At 49.5% G+C, this 17,502-nt stretch carries 18 protein-coding genes and 1 pseudogene; 7 read left to right on the plus strand and 12 right to left on the minus strand.

Annotated elements, in window-relative coordinates; translation table 11 throughout:
- Positions 1–137 precede the first annotated feature (137 nt).
- The 4 genes from cspE to mgrB all read right to left on the minus strand — a co-directional run bounded on the left by cspE (position 138) and on the right by mgrB (position 1,678).
- Entirely contained in the window at positions 138–347 is a 210-nt protein-coding gene (gene cspE / locus G434_RS19985; RefSeq protein WP_001062678.1) for a transcription antiterminator/RNA stability regulator CspE, read from the minus strand.
- 12 nt (positions 348–359) lie between these two features.
- Positions 360–503 (minus strand): DUF2627 domain-containing protein, encoded by a 144-nt coding sequence (locus tag G434_RS0124855; protein WP_001295496.1) that lies wholly within the window; start codon positions 501–503, stop codon positions 360–362.
- Between the two features lie 669 nt (positions 504–1,172).
- The gene (locus G434_RS19980) at positions 1,173–1,460 is read right to left on the minus strand and encodes a YebO family protein (RefSeq protein ID WP_001006866.1); all 288 of its coding nucleotides are present in this window, start codon (positions 1,458–1,460) and stop codon (positions 1,173–1,175) included.
- Between the two features lie 74 nt (positions 1,461–1,534).
- The gene (mgrB, locus tag G434_RS0124865) at positions 1,535–1,678 is read right to left on the minus strand and encodes a PhoP/PhoQ regulatory lipoprotein MgrB (RefSeq protein WP_000714550.1); all 144 of its coding nucleotides are present in this window, start codon (positions 1,676–1,678) and stop codon (positions 1,535–1,537) included.
- Between the two features lie 158 nt (positions 1,679–1,836).
- On the opposite strand from mgrB, the pseudogene G434_RS0124870 reads away from it, so the two are divergent.
- A pseudogene (locus tag G434_RS0124870) lies at positions 1,837–2,075 on the plus strand (YobH family protein).
- A gap of 143 nt (positions 2,076–2,218) precedes the next feature.
- On the opposite strand, the gene kdgR reads toward G434_RS0124870, so the two are convergent.
- A complete protein-coding gene (kdgR, locus tag G434_RS19975; protein ID WP_001262179.1) occupies positions 2,219–3,010 on the minus strand; it encodes a DNA-binding transcriptional regulator KdgR in 792 nt (263 codons plus the stop codon).
- Between the two features lie 176 nt (positions 3,011–3,186).
- On the opposite strand from kdgR, the gene G434_RS19970 reads away from it, so the two are divergent.
- Complete coding sequence (locus G434_RS19970) at positions 3,187–4,560, plus strand: MFS transporter (RefSeq protein ID WP_001309553.1); 1,374 nt, start codon at positions 3,187–3,189, stop codon at positions 4,558–4,560.
- A 45-nt stretch (positions 4,561–4,605) separates the two neighbouring features.
- Here G434_RS19970 and htpX read toward each other — a convergent pair whose 3' ends face one another.
- The 4 genes from htpX to msrC all read right to left on the minus strand — a co-directional run bounded on the left by htpX (position 4,606) and on the right by msrC (position 9,039).
- The gene (htpX, locus tag G434_RS19965) at positions 4,606–5,487 is read right to left on the minus strand and encodes a protease HtpX (RefSeq protein ID WP_000984517.1); all 882 of its coding nucleotides are present in this window, start codon (positions 5,485–5,487) and stop codon (positions 4,606–4,608) included.
- 191 nt (positions 5,488–5,678) lie between these two features.
- A complete protein-coding gene (gene prc, locus G434_RS19960) occupies positions 5,679–7,727 on the minus strand; it encodes a carboxy terminal-processing peptidase (protein WP_001055785.1) in 2,049 nt (682 codons plus the stop codon).
- A 19-nt stretch (positions 7,728–7,746) separates the two neighbouring features.
- Positions 7,747–8,445: an RNA chaperone ProQ gene (proQ, locus tag G434_RS19955; RefSeq protein WP_000431370.1), complete on the minus strand. Its 699-nt coding sequence runs from the start codon at positions 8,443–8,445 to the stop codon at positions 7,747–7,749.
- Between the two features lie 96 nt (positions 8,446–8,541).
- A complete protein-coding gene (gene msrC / locus G434_RS19950) occupies positions 8,542–9,039 on the minus strand; it encodes an L-methionine (R)-S-oxide reductase (RefSeq protein ID WP_001033105.1) in 498 nt (165 codons plus the stop codon).
- A 129-nt stretch (positions 9,040–9,168) separates the two neighbouring features.
- Here msrC and yebS point away from each other — a divergent pair, with 129 nt between their 5' ends.
- From yebS to G434_RS0124875, 5 genes are all read left to right on the plus strand, one after another.
- Positions 9,169–10,452 (plus strand): membrane integrity lipid transport subunit YebS, encoded by a 1,284-nt coding sequence (gene yebS, locus G434_RS19945; RefSeq protein WP_001207282.1) that lies wholly within the window; start codon positions 9,169–9,171, stop codon positions 10,450–10,452.
- Positions 10,421–13,054, plus strand: coding sequence for a lipid-binding membrane homeostasis protein YebT (yebT, locus tag G434_RS19940; protein ID WP_001306757.1), 2,634 nt, complete (start codon positions 10,421–10,423; stop codon positions 13,052–13,054). Before yebS ends, yebT begins: the two co-directional genes overlap by 32 nt.
- 79 nt (positions 13,055–13,133) lie before the next feature.
- A complete protein-coding gene (gene rsmF, locus G434_RS19935; protein WP_001309555.1) occupies positions 13,134–14,573 on the plus strand; it encodes a 16S rRNA (cytosine(1407)-C(5))-methyltransferase RsmF in 1,440 nt (479 codons plus the stop codon).
- Positions 14,574–14,690: 117 nt separating this feature from the next.
- Positions 14,691–14,927, plus strand: coding sequence for a YebV family protein (locus G434_RS19930; protein WP_001295499.1), 237 nt, complete (start codon positions 14,691–14,693; stop codon positions 14,925–14,927).
- Positions 14,928–15,031: 104 nt separating this feature from the next.
- A complete protein-coding gene (locus tag G434_RS0124875) occupies positions 15,032–15,223 on the plus strand; it encodes a YdfD/YebW family protein (protein ID WP_001296140.1) in 192 nt (63 codons plus the stop codon).
- Here G434_RS0124875 and pphA read toward each other — a convergent pair whose 3' ends face one another.
- The 3 genes from pphA to copD form a co-directional block, all read right to left on the minus strand.
- On the minus strand, positions 15,224–15,880 hold the full coding sequence (gene pphA, locus G434_RS19925; RefSeq protein ID WP_000812712.1) for a protein-serine/threonine phosphatase: 657 nt from the start codon (positions 15,878–15,880) through the stop codon (positions 15,224–15,226). It abuts the gene before it with no gap.
- Between the two features lie 395 nt (positions 15,881–16,275).
- Positions 16,276–16,617, minus strand: a complete 342-nt coding sequence (locus G434_RS19920) for a YebY family protein (RefSeq protein WP_000976481.1) — start codon at positions 16,615–16,617, stop codon at positions 16,276–16,278.
- A 12-nt stretch (positions 16,618–16,629) separates the two neighbouring features.
- On the minus strand, positions 16,630–17,502 hold the full coding sequence (copD, locus tag G434_RS19915) for a copper homeostasis membrane protein CopD (RefSeq protein WP_000879330.1): 873 nt from the start codon (positions 17,500–17,502) through the stop codon (positions 16,630–16,632).

The following is a 17,502-nucleotide window of genomic DNA, read 5'->3' on the forward strand; positions in this document are numbered from 1 at the left end:
CAAGTGTAACGCGAATCACGCGGCGGGCAAATATCCGAACGACTGGAGCGAAGATAAAGCAAAGTAAAAAGCCTCGCATTCGACGAGGCTTTATAGCGAGATTGAAGCGTATTCACACTTCAGATCAGTGGATTCGATCAGATAGCTGTTACGTTAACAGCTGCCGGACCTTTCTGACCGTCCTGAATTTCGAACTCAACGTTCTGACCTTCAGCCAGAGTTTTGAAGCCATTACCCTGGATAGCGGAGAAGTGTACGAACACGTCTTTGCTGCCATCAGCCGGAGTAATGAAGCCAAAACCTTTAGACTCGTTGAACCACTTAACCTGACCTTTAATCTTTGCCATTTGAAAAATTCCTTAGATTGTTTTCTTCGCCCGCAGGCATAACATAGATAAAACTGACACATTACTGCATGAGGCACCAATATAAGGCTCGGCAGAGAAGCGGTATTCAACGTCAACGTGTTTACTCAGGACTTCTTTACTGAAAATGCCACACATAAACAGAACTGTACCTCGTTTAACCCGAAATCTGTTATCACATACAACGTTAATTATGGCAAGCCATTTTTAAACATGTCTCGATCAGACGCACAAATCTCGATACGTCTTCCACTTTTTTTGCACACTTATGCAACGGAATACGCGCCGATATATCATTGTGCTTAACCTTGCCAGTTCAGGCAGATACTTAAACTGACGTATTTTCTAACATAGTTCAATAAGTTCAGTTGTTCCAGGCCAATGGGAGAAGTTATTACATAGTGCGTGCAATATCACATTTTCTGCTATGCAATGAATAAAAAGTTATATCACTTTTTCTCATAAAACAGTCAGTTAACGACTATCAATCACCCCAAAGAGAAGTCAATCGCCAAAGGTATTGTAAATTTAAAATAAGAAAAATTGATGAATGCGCAAAAAAATCAAGAGAGAAACGTTTCGCTAATAAATAATACCACACTTAATCACAAATCCGATGTAAACATCCTAATAAATTAATGGGCTAAATATCTTTTTCTGATATCCCGTTACGCAAATAAATAATATGATAATTATTTGAAGTCAGACCAGAGTTTTAATTTGAAGCAGTTGCACCATGGCAGTGCGTATAATCAGGATGAATTGAGTAACCCTTCAACGACGGGGTTACTCAAGATTGAGGTAGGATTATCGTTCGGCGACCAGACGAATAATATCTTCGTCTTCAACCGATTTTTGACTCTCAACGGTCTTTTTATCTGCTTTCTCAGGTTCGTTTGCTTCGCACAAACGACGTAACAGAGCATTTTGACGTTTTTGCTGATCCAGCAACGCCTCAAGCAGTTCAATCTGTTCGTTAGTCCGTGAACTGGCACGATTGATAAAAAACCACAAGATGAGCCCGATAAGAAGAACCACCACCGATACAACCAAAGACGCAATGTTCATCACGCCTGAATTTACAACTTCGTTCATTTCACCACCTCTGAGTAGAGGCGCTATTCTACCACTGCTGGAGAGGAAGAAAATCTAGTGCTGAAAAAATGATATCACCACGGGATAAACTGGTTAATGGCACAAATTCCGCTGAAAAATTGTACATCCTGATCGCACATCATGTTGAATACCTGCGCCCAAAGCAGCAAGCAAGCCAACACCACGACAACCAGAACGACCCATCGAAACTTTTTCACTCCAATCTCCGTTTCACCTACCTTATGTCATTAAACTAGCATGCGTTAGTTAAACAGCGCCTAACTATGTCGATATTCGTGCTTTTTCAGAATGAGTCGCTTGCTTCAGCGCATATTGCCGCTACGATTAAGCGAACATAAAAAGAGAAGAGGTTGTAATGCGATTCATCATTCGCACAGTTATGCTGATAGCACTGGTATGGATAGGATTATTACTCAGCGGATATGGCGTTTTGATTGGAAGCAAAGAGAATGCCGCGGGATTAGGTTTGCAATGTACCTATCTGACCGCCAGAGGCACCAGCACGGTACAATACCTGCACACTAAAAGTGGTTTTCTGGGTTAACAGATTGCCCGTTGTTACGTAAAAGCAATATTGTGGTCGATAATGGTTAAGGGTAATAAATAACCAGATTCTCACTCATGAGTAAAATATTCTTATCGCAAGTGCGTTTAATATAACGCCACCTTCAACTTTATTTTTCTCATGCTAAATAAAGAACCTGTCTGTTTGATATTCAGACAGGTTCTTACTCTCATCAGAATGGATAGTCGTGATAACCCATTTGGGCAGAAATTTTGCGCGCCGCGGTATGCAACATTGCGACATATTCCTGTAAACGCTCTTCAGAGAAACGCAACGTCGGGAAGGAGATGCTAAGACCGGCAATGACCACGCCAAAGCGATCAAATACCGGAACCGCAATGCAACGCAGTCCTTCTTCCTGCTCTTCGTTATCTTCGCCATACCCCTGCTCGCGCACCTGGTCCAGAACGGGTAATAACGCTTCTGTACTGATGATGGTCCGTTCGGTACTGCGTTTATACTCCACGCCCTCAAGAATTTGCTTCACTTCATCGCGATCGCGCCATGCCAGCAGTACCTTACCAATCGCGGTGCTGTACAGCGGATTACGACGCCCAATCCGTGAATACATGCGCAAATTGTACATAGAGTCAATTTTGTGAATGTAAACAATACTGTCTTCGTCCAGTGCGCCGAGGTGGATAGTTTCTTTGGTCAGGCGGGAGATCTCACGCATCTGGATATCTGCGCTACGAATTAAATCGACGTTTTGTAACGCGCGAGCGCCCAGTTCAAACAATTTCAGGGTCAGGGAATATTTCTCCGACTCCCCTTCCTGCGCCACATAACCCAGGGTTTTCATGGTCTGTAAAAAGCGATAAACGGTGCTTTTTGACATCATGACGCGCTGCGACAGCTCGGTTATCCCTATTTCGCGCTCTTCACCCAGCGCCTGCAAAATGCCAAAAACTTTTAGCACGGAAGATACAGAATCAGGCTGTTTATCCAGATCTGCGTTAGCCATTTATCACCTCATTGCGAGTGTTTTATAAAAATCAGAACTGTTTTTTATTATAATTTCGCACCAGGGTGGTCGCAATCCATCTTTTGCCGGTTAGTTACAATTCTGCGACATCCACCGTGAATATCAGTGCTAGAATCATACCCCTGTTGATTATTCACCAAAGATATAAAATTCCTATGCCAAAAGTTCAGGCCGACGGCCTGCCATTGCCCCAGCGATACGGTGCGATATTAACCATTGTGATTGGTATTTCGATGGCTGTCCTTGACGGCGCAATCGCCAACGTCGCACTGCCAACAATCGCCACGGACCTTCATGCCACGCCAGCCAGTTCCATCTGGGTAGTGAACGCCTATCAAATCGCCATTGTCATCTCCCTGCTCTCATTTTCGTTTCTGGGCGATATGTTTGGCTATCGACGTATTTATAAATGCGGTCTGGTCGTTTTTCTGTTGTCTTCACTGTTCTGCGCCCTTTCTGATTCGCTGCAAATGCTCACCCTTGCGCGTGTCATACAAGGTTTCGGCGGTGCAGCGTTGATGAGCGTTAATACCGCACTTATCCGCCTGATCTATCCACAACGTTTTCTGGGTAGAGGGATGGGCATAAACTCGTTTATTGTTGCCGTTTCTTCTGCTGCCGGGCCGACAATTGCTGCAGCAATCCTCTCCATCGCATCCTGGAAATGGTTATTTTTAATCAACGTACCGTTGGGTATTATCGCCCTGCTTCTGGCAATGCGTTTTCTGCCACCCAATGGTTCTCGCGCCAGTAAACCCCGTTTCGACCTGCCCAGCGCCGTGATGAACGCGTTAACCTTCGGCCTGCTTATCACTGCGTTGAGTGGTTTCGCTCAGGGGCAATCGCTGACATTGATTGGTGCGGAACTGGTGGTAATGGTTGTCGTTGGTATTTTCTTTATTCGCCGCCAGCTTTCTCTTCCCGTACCGCTGCTACCGGTGGATTTACTGCGTATCCCGCTGTTTTCACTTTCTATTTGCACATCTGTTTGCTCTTTCTGCGCACAAATGCTGGCAATGGTTTCCCTGCCCTTTTACCTGCAAACCGTGCTCGGGCGTAGTGAAGTCGAAACAGGTTTACTTCTGACACCGTGGCCGTTAGCAACGATGGTGATGGCTCCGCTGGCAGGCTATTTGATTGAACGCGTACATGCAGGATTGCTGGGTGCTTTAGGGTTGTTCATCATGGCTGCGGGGCTTTTTTCCCTGGTTCTGCTGCCCGCGTCACCTGCGGATATCAATATTATCTGGCCGATGATCTTATGTGGCGCTGGATTTGGCTTATTCCAGTCACCCAATAACCACACCATTATAACCTCCGCTCCGCGCGAACGTAGCGGTGGGGCCAGTGGCATGTTAGGGACGGCTCGTCTATTGGGTCAGAGTAGTGGCGCGGCGCTGGTGGCGCTGATGCTAAATCAGTTTGGTGATAATGGTACGCACGTCTCGCTGATGGCTGCGGCTATTCTGGCAGTAATTGCTGCCTGTGTCAGTGGTTTACGTATCACTCAGCCACGAGCCTGGGCATAAAAAAAGCGCGTCGATCAGGACGCGCTTTTTAGTATTTACTTCATATTACTTCAGGTATTCACCCGTACGCAGAGCTTCAATACGTTTATCCAGCGGCGGGTGAGTCATGAACAACTCACTGAGCGATTTCGACTTACCGTTAATGCAGAAAGCCATCATGCTGGTTGCTTCTTGCGGTTCATAGCTGGTTTTCAGGCGCTGCAATGCAGCAATCATTTTCTCGCGACCAACCAGTTTTGCTGAACCCGCATCGGCGTGGAATTCACGATGACGCGAGAACCACATGGTGATAATGCTCGCCAGAATACCAAACACCAGTTCCAGAACCGTTGCAACCGCAAAGTAGATCAGCGGGTTGCCGTTGCTCTCTTCACCTTCATCACGATTTCCGCCCATAAAACCCGCGGCAAGCTGCGCCAGAATACGGGAAATAAAGATAACGAAGGTGTTCACCACGCCCTGAATCAGCGTCATGGTGACCATATCACCATTGGCGATGTGGCTGATTTCGTGAGCAATTACCGCCTCGGCTTCATCCGGGCTCATGTTCTGCAGCAAACCGGTGCTGACAGCAACCAGAGAGGCATCACGGCGCGCACCGGTTGCAAAAGCGTTGATGTCCGGCGCATGGTAGATAGCCACTTGCGGCATAGCGATCCCCGCCTGACGAGCCTGGGTTGCTACAGTATTGACCAGCCAACGTTCCCTTTCGTTACGCGGTTGCTCGATCACTTCCCCGCCAACAGATCGTAATGCCATCCATTTGGACATCAGAAGCGAAACGAAGGAACCACCAAAACCGAACAGCAAGGCCATGATCATCAGCCCCTGAACGCTGCTCGACTGTATCCCTGTCAGGCTCAGTACCAGCCCGAAAACGACCATTACGGCCAGGTTCGTTAGCAGGAAGAGCGCGATTCGCATCATAATTTTCTTTTTACCTCAGTTTAACAAAACGCAATATGCGATACCCACATCGTATGGGTTACGCGACTATTTTCAAGTCTGGATAGTGCGTAAGTCACCAGAAAGACACAACTTTACATTTTGTAGCATCTGATTTACGGCATCTTGCCGCTGTTAAAAAATCAGGCACAATTTCTTGTGCCTGATTGATATTACTTGACGGGAGCGGGTTGTTCCGCGGGTCTGGCTTTTTCAAGCTTCGCCAGATCGAGTGCGATATTCACCGTCTCATCCAGATAAGGATCCGGCTCCTGGTAATCTTTCGGTAGATCATCCAGTTTCTTCAACTCCGGTTTACCTTCGCGTTTAAAGCGTTCGTTCAAACGCGCCAGACGCGTCGCATCATCTTCATTATTCTCTTTCTCACGCACAGCGTAATTCAGAGAAACGATATTGCGCTTGTCCTTCATAGCGTTGAAGCGCGCGATATCCTTCATGATGTTCTGGAACTCAGGATCTTTCGCGATACGCGCATTATGTTCCTTCAGCAGCTCCGGTCCAAAGGCCGTCAAATCTCCCGATTTCACATAGGTCGCGGCATCGATGCTATCCCACGGCAGCGCGTTATCTTCGAATTTCTCACCGGTTTCCGTTTCTTCATTACCCGTCGGCATGATGATGTCTGGCGTTACGCCTTTACGTTGCGTACTGCCGCCGTTAACGCGATAGAATTTCTGGATCGTGTACTGCACAGAACCCAGCGCTGGCCATTCAGGACGTAACATCTGATCGTAAATACGGTTCAATGAACGGTATTGCTGAACGGTGCCTTTACCAAACGTCGGTTCACCCACAACCAGCGCACGACCGTAATCCTGCATGGCAGCAGCAAAGATTTCTGAAGCCGAAGCACTGAAGCGGTCAACCAGCACCACCAGCGGGCCTTTATAGAAAACCTGCCCGTCGGTATCGCTGTCTTCACGAACTTTACCGTTGTTATCACGGACCTGAACAATCGGACCGGATGGAATGAACAGACCGGAGAGCGATACCGCTTCGGTCAACGCCCCACCGCCATTGCTACGCAGGTCGATGATGACACTGCTGACATTCTGTTTTTCCAGTTTCTGCAGTTGCACTTTGACATCGTCTGTCAAACCCACATAGAAGCCCGGAATATCCAGCACGCCGACTTTCTCTTTACCGACGGTCTTCACCGACATTTTAACCGCGCGGTCTTCGAGACGAATACGTTCACGGGTCAACGTTACAGTACGGGTCTTGGTCCCTTTACCAGCAGGTAAAATTTCCAGACGAACTTTACTGCCCTTCGGCCCTTTAATTAAGGCAACCACATCATCAAGACGCCAGCCAATCACGTCAACCATCGGCTTGCCTGTTTGACCAACACCGACAATTTTGTCACCAACGCTGATAGCTTTACTCTTCGCTGCCGGACCACCTGCCACCATCGAATTGATAACGGTGTAGTCATCATCCATTTGCAGAACTGCGCCAATACCTTCCAGCGACAAACTCATTTCAGTGTTGAACTGTTCGGTATTACGCGGGGAAAGATAGTTGGTATGCGGGTCGATTTCACGCGCAAACGCCGTCATTGCCAGCGAGAAAACATCTTCGCTGTTGGTTTGCGCCAGACGACGAATGGCAAATTTGTAGCGGCGAGTCAGGGTTTCACGAATTTCTTTATCCGTTTTTCCTGCCAGCTTCAGGCTTAACTCGTCGAATTTGACTTTACTGTCCCACAGCGCGTTCAACTCAGCCTCGTTTTTCGGCCATGGCGCTTTGCTGCGGTCAAGGTTATAAGTGTCGTTGCCGGTAAAATCCATCGGCTTTTCCAGTACCGACAAAGCGTACTGGTAACGCTCAAAACGGCGCTTTTGCGCCAGATTGTAGAGATCGTAGAAAACGTCGAGTTTTCCTGAACGCAGTTCATCACCTAACTCGGTTTTCTTTTTCGCGAACTGTTCAACATCGCTTGCCAGCAGCACGTTGTGGCTGTAATCGAGCAGATTCAGGTAGCGGTCAAAGATTTTGGCCGAAAATGCCTGATCGAGGTCGAACTGGCGATAATGAGAACGGGTGAAGCGCGACGTTACGCGCTCACTTACCGTCGCATGCTGCGTCTCTTCCTTTAATACCGGAATTTGATCAGCACGCGTGATATCTTCTACAGCGAAGGTCTGGCCTGCTATTGCAAGCAGGCCAGCTAACGCGGTAAGCCTAAAAAACATGTTCATGCCTGGCCCGGCCTCCGTTTCAGAACACCAGGTGTTCTGCGCGCACAATCAAAGACATACCCGAATTCAGCTGGACGCGGACGCCGTCTTTGGTGATTTCTAATACGGTGGCATCCATCGCGTTTTGACCCGCTTTCACCTTCAGGGCTTGTCCGACAGTCAGAGCTGAAATGTCAGAAACCGGGGTGTGCTGTTCTTCGCGAGGTGCTTTTACTGTTTTTGGCGCTTTCTCTACCGGCTTTTGCGCACGAGGTTTACGTTCAGCGCCTTCTTTGCGGCGTGGCGTGGTCGGACGTGGCTTGCGTTCGCGGCGCGGTGCGTCTTCTTTCTCACCAGCAGCTGCGGCAGCTTCGCGTTTTTTCGCTTGCTGCTCAGCACGCTGTGCCTGAACACGCGCTTTCGCTTCTTCAAGCTGCTTGCGAGCATGCTCTACATGTTGCTCGTCCAGCTCACCGCATGGGTTGCCGTCAAGATCGACACGCGTTGCGCCGGGTTTAACACCGTAAAGATAACGCCAGCTCGAAGTGTAGAGACGTAAAGCGGATCGCAATTGCGTTTTGCTCAGGTTCATTTCCCCGGCAACACGATCGACCAAATCCTGAAAAATACCGATTTTCAGCGGACGCGCTTCACCTTCCGCACTGAAACAGTGGGGAAAACGTTCGGCCAGAAACGCGATTACTTCTTTACTGCTATTCAACTTAGGTTGATTTTCCATGAAATTTCCTGATTACAACGGACGTAGCCAACAAGCGCAGGCATGAACAGGCGTCATTATAATGACGCTACCAGTAAATGCTACGTTATCCGTTGATTATCCTGCGACGCTCGCAAAGAATTTTTTGTAATCCGTCGTTGCAAGCACTTTTTCAAGCTGTGCCACAAGCTGACGTAAGCCTTGCTCGTCCTCGTCTGTAAAGCGACCGAAGACGGTACTATCGATGTCGAGAACACCAATAATCTGATTTTTCACCACCAGCGGCAGAACAATTTCAGAATTACTCGCCGCATCACAGGCAATATGCCCGTCAAACGCGTGAACATCCTCGATACGCTGCACTTGATTGCGGGCAACCGCAGTGCCGCACACCCCGCGCCCGACGGGTATCCGGACACAGGCAATTTTGCCCTGAAATGGTCCGAGCACCAGTGTATCGTCCTCAAGCAAATAAAAACCTGCCCAGTTTACGTCAGTGAGACGCTCATATAACAACGCACTGGTGTTCGCAAGCGTTGCCAGAAAACTGGTTTCTCCTGCCATCAGCGCGTTAAAGTCGCGATTTAAATCCGCGTAAAATTCTATTTTGTTCATTATATAATCACTTGGTTGTCTTACCTGGAACTGCCAGCCTATTAAAATAAGCATTAAATGCGTTAATGCTCAAGATCATTCCCATCATGGGTTAAGATTAATGTTAATTCTTATTACATTTGGCACGTCATGGCTCTTAACACACCACAAATTACGCCGACAAAAAAGATAACAGTGAGGGCTATCGGTGAGGAACTGCCGCGTGGTGATTACCAACGTTGCCCGCAATGTGACATGCTGTTTAGCCTGCCCGAGATAAATTCTCATCAAAGTGCCTATTGTCCGCGCTGTCAGGCAAAAATTCGTGACGGGCGCGACTGGTCGCTAACGCGCCTGGCGGCAATGGCCTTCACCATGCTGTTGCTTATGCCGTTTGCCTGGGGCGAACCGCTGTTGCATATCTGGCTGTTAGGCATTCGTATTGACGCCAACGTTATGCAAGGCATCTGGCAAATGACCAAACAGGGCGATGCGATAACGGGGTCGATGGTCTTTTTCTGCGTTATCGGTGCCCCCCTCATTCTGGTGACCTCCATAGCTTATTTATGGTTTGGTAACCGACTGGGAATGAATTTACGTCCGGTACTGCTGATGCTTGAACGACTTAAAGAGTGGGTAATGCTGGATATCTACCTGGTCGGCATTGGCGTTGCTTCTATAAAGGTACAGGATTATGCCCATATCCAGGCGGGTGTCGGCTTGTTCTCTTTTGTGGCGTTGGTGATTTTAACGACGGTGACGTTGTCACATCTCAATGTCGAAGAACTGTGGGAGCGATTTTATCCACAGCGCCCCGCTACGCGTAGAGACGAGAAACTCCGTGTCTGTCTTGGGTGCCATTTTACCGGCTATCCTGATCAGCGTGGTCGCTGCCCGCGTTGCCATATCCCGCTACGCCTGCGTCGCCGTCATAGTCTGCAAAAATGCTGGGCGGCGCTGTTAGCGTCAATCGTTTTGTTGTTACCTGCCAACCTGTTGCCTATTTCTATCATTTATCTGAATGGTGGCCGGCAGGAAGATACAATTCTTTCCGGGATTATGTCGCTGGCAAGTAGCAACATTGCGGTCGCCGGAATCGTGTTTATCGCCAGTATTCTGGTACCGTTTACTAAAGTGATCGTCATGTTCACTTTACTGTTGAGTATTCATTTTAAATGCCAGCAAGGTTTACGCACACGCATTCTGTTACTGCGGATGGTGACCTGGATTGGTCGCTGGTCGATGCTCGACCTGTTTGTCATATCTTTAACCATGTCGCTGATTAATCGCGATCAGATCCTCGCTTTTACTATGGGACCGGCTGCGTTTTATTTCGGCGCAGCGGTAATTTTGACTATTCTTGCTGTGGAATGGCTGGACAGCCGCTTACTTTGGGATGCACATGAGTCAGGAAACGCCCGCTTCGACGACTGAAGCGCAGATTAAAAATAAACGCCGTATCTCACCTTTCTGGCTGCTGCCATTCATCGCGCTAATGATTGCCGGTTGGCTGATTTGGGATAGTTATCAGGACCGGGGTAATACCGTCACCATCGACTTTATGTCGGCGGATGGTATTGTTCCAGGCCGTACGCCTGTTCGTTATCAGGGCGTTGAAGTCGGAACTGTGCAGGATATCAGCCTGAGCGACGATCTTCGTAAGATTGAAGTCAAGGTCAGCATCAAGTCCGATATGAAAGATGCGCTGCGCGAAGAGACACAGTTCTGGCTGGTGACGCCAAAGGCCTCGCTGGCAGGTGTCTCCGGGCTGGACGCCCTCGTCGGTGGTAACTATATCGGCATGATGCCAGGTAAAGGTAAAGAGCAGGATCACTTTGTCGCACTCGATACCCAACCGAAATATCGGCTGGACAATGGCGATCTGATGATCCACCTGCAAGCCCCCGATCTCGGTTCGCTGAACAGCGGTTCATTGGTCTATTTCCGCAAGATCCCGGTCGGAAAAGTCTACGACTATGCCATCAATCCCAACAAGCAAGGCGTGGTGATTGATGTCCTGATCGAGCGGCGTTTTACCGATCTGGTGAAAAAAGGTAGCCGTTTCTGGAACGTTTCCGGCGTTGATGCCAACGTCAGTATCAGTGGCGCGAAGGTGAAACTGGAAAGCCTGGCGGCACTGGTTAACGGTGCGATTGCCTTCGATTCACCTGAAGAGTCGAAACCTGCCGAGGCGGAAGATACCTTTGGTCTGTATGAAGACCTGGCCCATAGCCAGCGTGGCGTAATAATCAAACTGGAACTGCCGAGTGGGGCCGGATTAACCGCCGACTCGACGCCGTTAATGTATCAGGGGCTGGAAGTCGGACAGCTGACTAAACTGGATTTAAATCCTGGTGGTAAAGTCACTGGGGAAATGACCGTTGATCCCAGCGTCGTCACCCTGCTTCGTGAAAATACCCGCATCGAATTACGTAATCCGAAATTATCCCTTAGCGATGCCAATCTCAGCGCCCTGCTGACCGGCAAAACCTTCGAGTTGGTGCCCGGCGATGGCGAGCCACGCAAAGAGTTCGTTGTTGTGCCAGGCGAAAAAGCCCTACTGCAAGAGCCGGATGTTCTGACACTGACCCTGACCGCGCCGGAAAGTTACGGTATTGATGCTGGTCAGCCGCTCATTCTTCACGGCGTGCAGGTAGGCCAGGTTATTGATCGTAAACTCACCAGCAAAGGCGTCACCTTTACCGTCGCCATCGAGCCTCAGCATCGCGAACTGGTAAAAGGCGATAGCAAATTTGTCGTCAACAGCCGTGTCGACGTGAAGGTGGGGCTGGATGGCGTTGAGTTTCTCGGTGCCAGCGCCTCAGAATGGATTAACGGCGGGATACGTATTCTGCCAGGCGATAAAGGCGAGATGAAAGCCAGCTATCCACTGTATGCCAATCTGGAAAAAGCGCTGGAGAACAGCCTTAGCGATTTACCCACCACAACCGTGAGTTTGAGTGCAGAGACGCTGCCGGATGTGCAGGCAGGATCGGTAGTGCTGTACCGTAAATTTGAAGTTGGTGAAGTTATTACCGTGCGTCCGCGAGCTAACGCGTTTGATATCGATCTGCATATTAAGCCGGAGTATCGCAACCTTCTGACCAGCAACAGCGTGTTCTGGGCAGAAGGTGGGGCGAAAGTTCAGCTGAATGGTAGTGGTCTGACTGTACAGGCATCCCCGCTCTCCAGAGCATTAAAGGGGGCTATTAGCTTCGATAACCTCAGCGGTGCCAGCGCCAGTCAGCGTAAAGGCGACAAGCGTATTCTGTATGCTTCCGAAACAGCAGCCCGTGCGGTTGGCGGGCAGATTACGCTTCACGCTTTCGATGCCGGAAAACTGGCGGTCGGGATGCCAATTCGCTATCTCGGTATTGATATCGGGCAAATCCAGACGCTGGATCTGATTACCGCGCGCAATGAAGTACAGGCAAAGGCGGTGCTCTATCCGGAATATGTCCAGACCTTTGCTCGCGGTGGTACGCGCTTCTCAGTTGTCACACCGCAAATTTCGGCAGCTGGCGTTGAGCATCTTGATACTATCCTCCAGCCGTATATCAACGTCGAACCAGGACGGGGCAACCCTCGCCGCGACTTTGAATTACAAGAGGCCACCATAACTGATTCGCGTTACCTGGATGGCTTAAGCATTATTGTTGAAGCGCCGGAAGCCGGTTCGTTAGGCATCGGTACGCCTGTGCTATTCCGTGGTCTGGAAGTCGGTACGGTTACCGGAATGACGCTGGGGACATTGTCAGATCGCGTGATGATTGCGATGCGCATCAGTAAACGCTATCAACACCTGGTGCGTAACAATTCCGTCTTCTGGTTGGCATCGGGTTACAGTCTGGACTTTGGTCTGACGGGCGGCGTCGTGAAAACCGGCACCTTTAACCAGTTTATCCGTGGCGGCATCGCCTTCGCTACGCCTCCGGGTACGCCGCTGGCACCGAAAGCCCAGGAAGGCAAGCACTTCCTGTTGCAGGAAAGTGAACCGAAAGAGTGGCGTGAATGGGGAACTGCGCTTCCCAAATAATGCCCACTGCTCCGGCGTGCCTGCGCCGGAGCGTTTATGCTAAACTGCGCGCCTGTTTTTTTGCCAGTGGTACATGCTCGTGGCCCAACACACCGTTTATTTCCCGGACGCCTTTCTGACACAAATGCGCGAAGCTATGCCTTCGACGCTCTCATTTGATGATTTTCTTGCCGCCTGTCAGCGCCCGTTGCGCCGCAGCATTCGCGTTAATACGCTGAAAATCTCTGTTGCTGATTTCCTGCAATTAACCGCTTCTTATGGCTGGACGCTTACGCCAATTCCGTGGTGTGAAGAAGGTTTCTGGATTGAACGCGACGATGAAGATGCATTGCCGTTGGGTAGTACCGCCGAGCATTTAAGTGGCCTGTTTTATATTCAGGAAGCCAGTTCAATGTTGCCCGTCGCCGCCTTGTTTGCTGACGGTAATGCACCACAGCGGGTGATGGATGTCGCTGCCGCGCCCGGCTCCAAAACGACGCAAATTGCCGCGCGGATGAATAACGAAGGGGCGATCCTTGCCAATGAGTTTTCCGCCAGTCGGGTAAAAGTGTTACATGCCAATATCAGCCGCTGTGGCATCCGTAATGTTGCGCTCACACATTTTGATGGCCGCGTGTTTGGTGCGGCGTTGCCAGAAATGTTCGATGCCATTTTGCTGGACGCTCCCTGCTCCGGCGAAGGCGTGGTGCGTAAAGATCCCGATGCGCTAAAAAACTGGTCACCAGAAAGCAATCAGGAAATCGCAGCTACCCAACGGGAACTGATCGACAGCGCCTTTCATGCATTATGCCCTGGCGGTACGCTGGTTTACTCGACCTGTACCTTAAACCAGGAAGAAAACGAAGCCGTTTGCCGGTGGCTGAAAGAGACTTACCCCGACGCAGTAGAGTTTTTACCGCTTGGCGATCTCTTCCCTGGTGCAAACAAGGCGCTGACCGAGGAAGGCTTTTTGCATGTTTTCCCACAAATTTACGACTGCGAAGGCTTCTTCGTTGCTCGTCTGCGTAAAACTCAGGCGATTCCCGCCTTACCCGCCCCAAAATACAAAGTGGGCAATTTCCCGTTCAGCCCGGTGAAAGATCGCGAAGCTGGACAAATTCGTCAGGCGGCTGCAGGTGTTGGCTTAAACTGGGATGAAAACCTGCGCCTCTGGCAGCGTGACAAAGAACTGTGGTTGTTCCCGGTGGGCATTGAAGCCCTGATCGGTAAAGTCCGATTTTCTCGGTTGGGGATTAAACTTGCCGAGACGCACAACAAAGGTTATCGCTGGCAGCATGAAGCGGTTATTGCTCTTGCCTCACCCGATAATATGAATGCATTCGAGCTGACGCCGCAGGAAGCGGAGGAGTGGTATCGCGGGCGCGATGTTTACCCGCAAGCCGCGCCAGTGGCGGATGATGTATTGGTTACTTTCCAGCATCAACCGATTGGTTTAGCCAAACGGATTGGTTCGCGACTGAAAAACAGCTATCCGCGTGAACTGGTGCGCGATGGGAAACTTTTTACCGGTAACGCCTGACAGCGCACAAAAAAAGCGCACTTTTTGACTGGCACATTCGGCTGCCTCAACTAGGCTGAAAAATGGTGCGATCGGACTGGTCGTACCATAATCGGCAGCTAAATGGAGAGCACGAAGATGAAAACCAGTGTGCGCATAGGCGCTTTTGAAATCGACGACGGCGAATTACACGGTGAATCGCCGGGTGATCGAACGTTAACCATTCCTTGTAAATCTGACCCCGATTTATGTATGCAACTGGATGCCTGGGATGCTGAAACCAGTATCCCTGCCCTGCTAAATGGCGAACACTCTGTCCTTTACCGTACCCGTTACGATCAACAATCTGATGCCTGGATTATGCGTCTTGCCTAATCCAAAAAGAACCCGTCGGCATGGCGGGTTATTTGTCCTGGTTATTCCCCCGTTGTAAAATCTCTCCTAAACTTAACGGTACGGCACCACACTTCGGGGATGAAATGTTCGCGCTGGTACTTTTTGTTTGCTACCTGGATGGCGGTTGTGAAGATATTGTTGTGGATGTCTACAACACGGAACAGCAGTGTCTTTATTCTATGAGCGATCAACGGATCCGCCATGGCGGTTGTTTTCCAATCGAGGATTTTATAGATGGTTTCTGGCGACCTGCACAGGAGTACGGTGATTTTTAATTATTGCAATTGCACAAGAGTCAGTTCGCCCCCAAAGACAGCACCGGTATCAATATAATGCAGGTTGCCAATATCCACGCGATGGCGCAACGGTGTATGACCAAACCAGAAATGATCAGCACCTGTAATTCCCTGCCCTTTTTGGCGTTCACCTAATCGCGAGCGGCTCCACAAGACCTGATGCAAATCAACGTCCTTTTGCCATTCATAAACATCATCTGGATAATCGGCATGAGCAATAACATGTTTGCCGGTGCGGCTGTGTACTTCAAGAATAAAGGGCAAATGCTGACATTTTTCCAGCGCCGTTTTCGCTTGTTTCTGTTGATTATCTGCCAGCGCAATAAACCAGTCGCCGCCATTCATCAACCATAAAGACATCTGCTGGGATGCCAGCGCATCCATCGCCATCTGTTCATGATTGCCTCTTACCGCACGAACCCAATGTTGTTCCAGTAACTGCAGGCAACGTAAACTTTGCGGCCCACGATCGATAACGTCTCCCACTGAGATAAGTAAATCTCGCCACGGATCAAAACCACAATGCCATAATTTGCGGCGCAACTGCTCAAGACAACCGTGTATATCGCCTGAAAGCCAGATATGTCGCCATTGATGACCCGCAATTCTCTGATAAACGGGCGCAGGCTGTTTCATCAATATTTTCCTCCCGCGCTAAAGATCACATAATCTTAACAAGAATGTTAAAAAACGCTGGACTCAGACAGTAGAGTGTGTGTTATGGTTGACTATAAAGTCAGCGAAGGGAATGCTTCTGGCTTTTAACAGATAAAAAGAGACCGAACACGATTCCTGTATTCGGTCCAGGGAAATGGCTCTTGGGAGAGAGCCGTGCGCTAAAAGTTGGCATTAATGCAGGCTTAGTTGCCTTGCCCTTTAAGAATAGATGACGACGCCAGGTTTTCCAGTTTGCGTGCAAAATGGTCAATAAAAAGCGCGGTGGTCATCAGCTTAAATGTTAAAAACCGCCCGTTCTGGTGAAAGAACTGAGGCGGTTTTTTTATTGGAAATCAAAAGGTTATTTTAGGTAATTAACAGAGTTTTTCAGCTCGTTCTATAAACGGTGCCAGACTCATTTTTTCGCCGCGATTGTTAGGATCATCAATCTGAATCACCGAAATGGGCTGGGCTTTAGTCTTCCCACTGGTAACTTCCTTTTGTGCGATATCGTTTAAAGGATACTGCACGAGGGTACTTGGGTTGATGACATACAAAGCATTACCCGGTCGGCAAGTCAGCATCACCTCTTCGCGATTAAACGCCCATTTGTCTTTACCCACTTCAAAACGGCTGACGGTAATCACCTGCGGTGCCGCCAGCGCCGCTGCAGAACTGGTGAGTAACAGAAACGCCAGAATACTTTTTTTCATCATTTTCGTAATCCATCAAAAAGGTTCGAGAGTCGCAAGCAGGCTGATGATCACCAGCACTACCGCACCTATCGCCCATTCGAGTTTAGTCATCCACACAAACCAGGGTGCCGCACGATCTTCATCCTGCCTCATGCGCGGTACAAGAACATAACGATTAGCCAGCGCAATGACCACCATAATCATCACCAGGATGGCTTTGAGCAATAAGAGTTGGCCCCAGTAAGTCGTAAGCGTGGGGGGAAATCCGGTAATCAACAATGCATTAAGCACGCCGCTTGCCAGTACGCCGATCACCGCAAAATGCCCGCACCAGGAAAAACGCATCAGCGCCTGAATAGCCTGGTGTCGCCAACGGCCTTTGATGAGTTGCATACACCAGAGCACCGGCAGTAATCCCCCAAACCACGCCGCCGCACAGATCAGGTGAATCGCGTGATTAGTCTGATGGATTTTCGCCGTTACCCCTTCATTCAGCGTCGCATGCCCGACTCCCGCCAGCAGAATAAATTGCGCGGTAGTGAGCATAAACAGCAAACGTGGCATATTCCGCGGTTGCATAAGGGCGACGATCAACGTTACGAGGGCGAGAACAATTTGCCATAACCAGACGCCACCAAACTGCGTTTGCAAAACAGCCTGCCAAATGTTTGGCGAAAATACATCTGTCCATCCCGTTCCCATCAACCCGCCCTGAACGGCGAGCATTGCAGTGGCACTGATCAAACTCCAGACGGCAGCGTGCTGTTGTAAACGCAGAAAACGCTTCGTCAGCAAGCGACGAATCGTTAAGGGAGCCAGCCAGGCACCGTACATTGCGAAGCCAAAGACCAGCATCAGCGAGGTGAAATGGATAAATCGCAGCGCGATCCAGGTAAACGCCAGCAT

Origin of the sequence: Escherichia sp. KTE172 (genome assembly GCF_000408845.1) — a bacterium.
GTDB lineage: Bacteria > Pseudomonadota > Gammaproteobacteria > Enterobacterales > Enterobacteriaceae > Escherichia > Escherichia coli.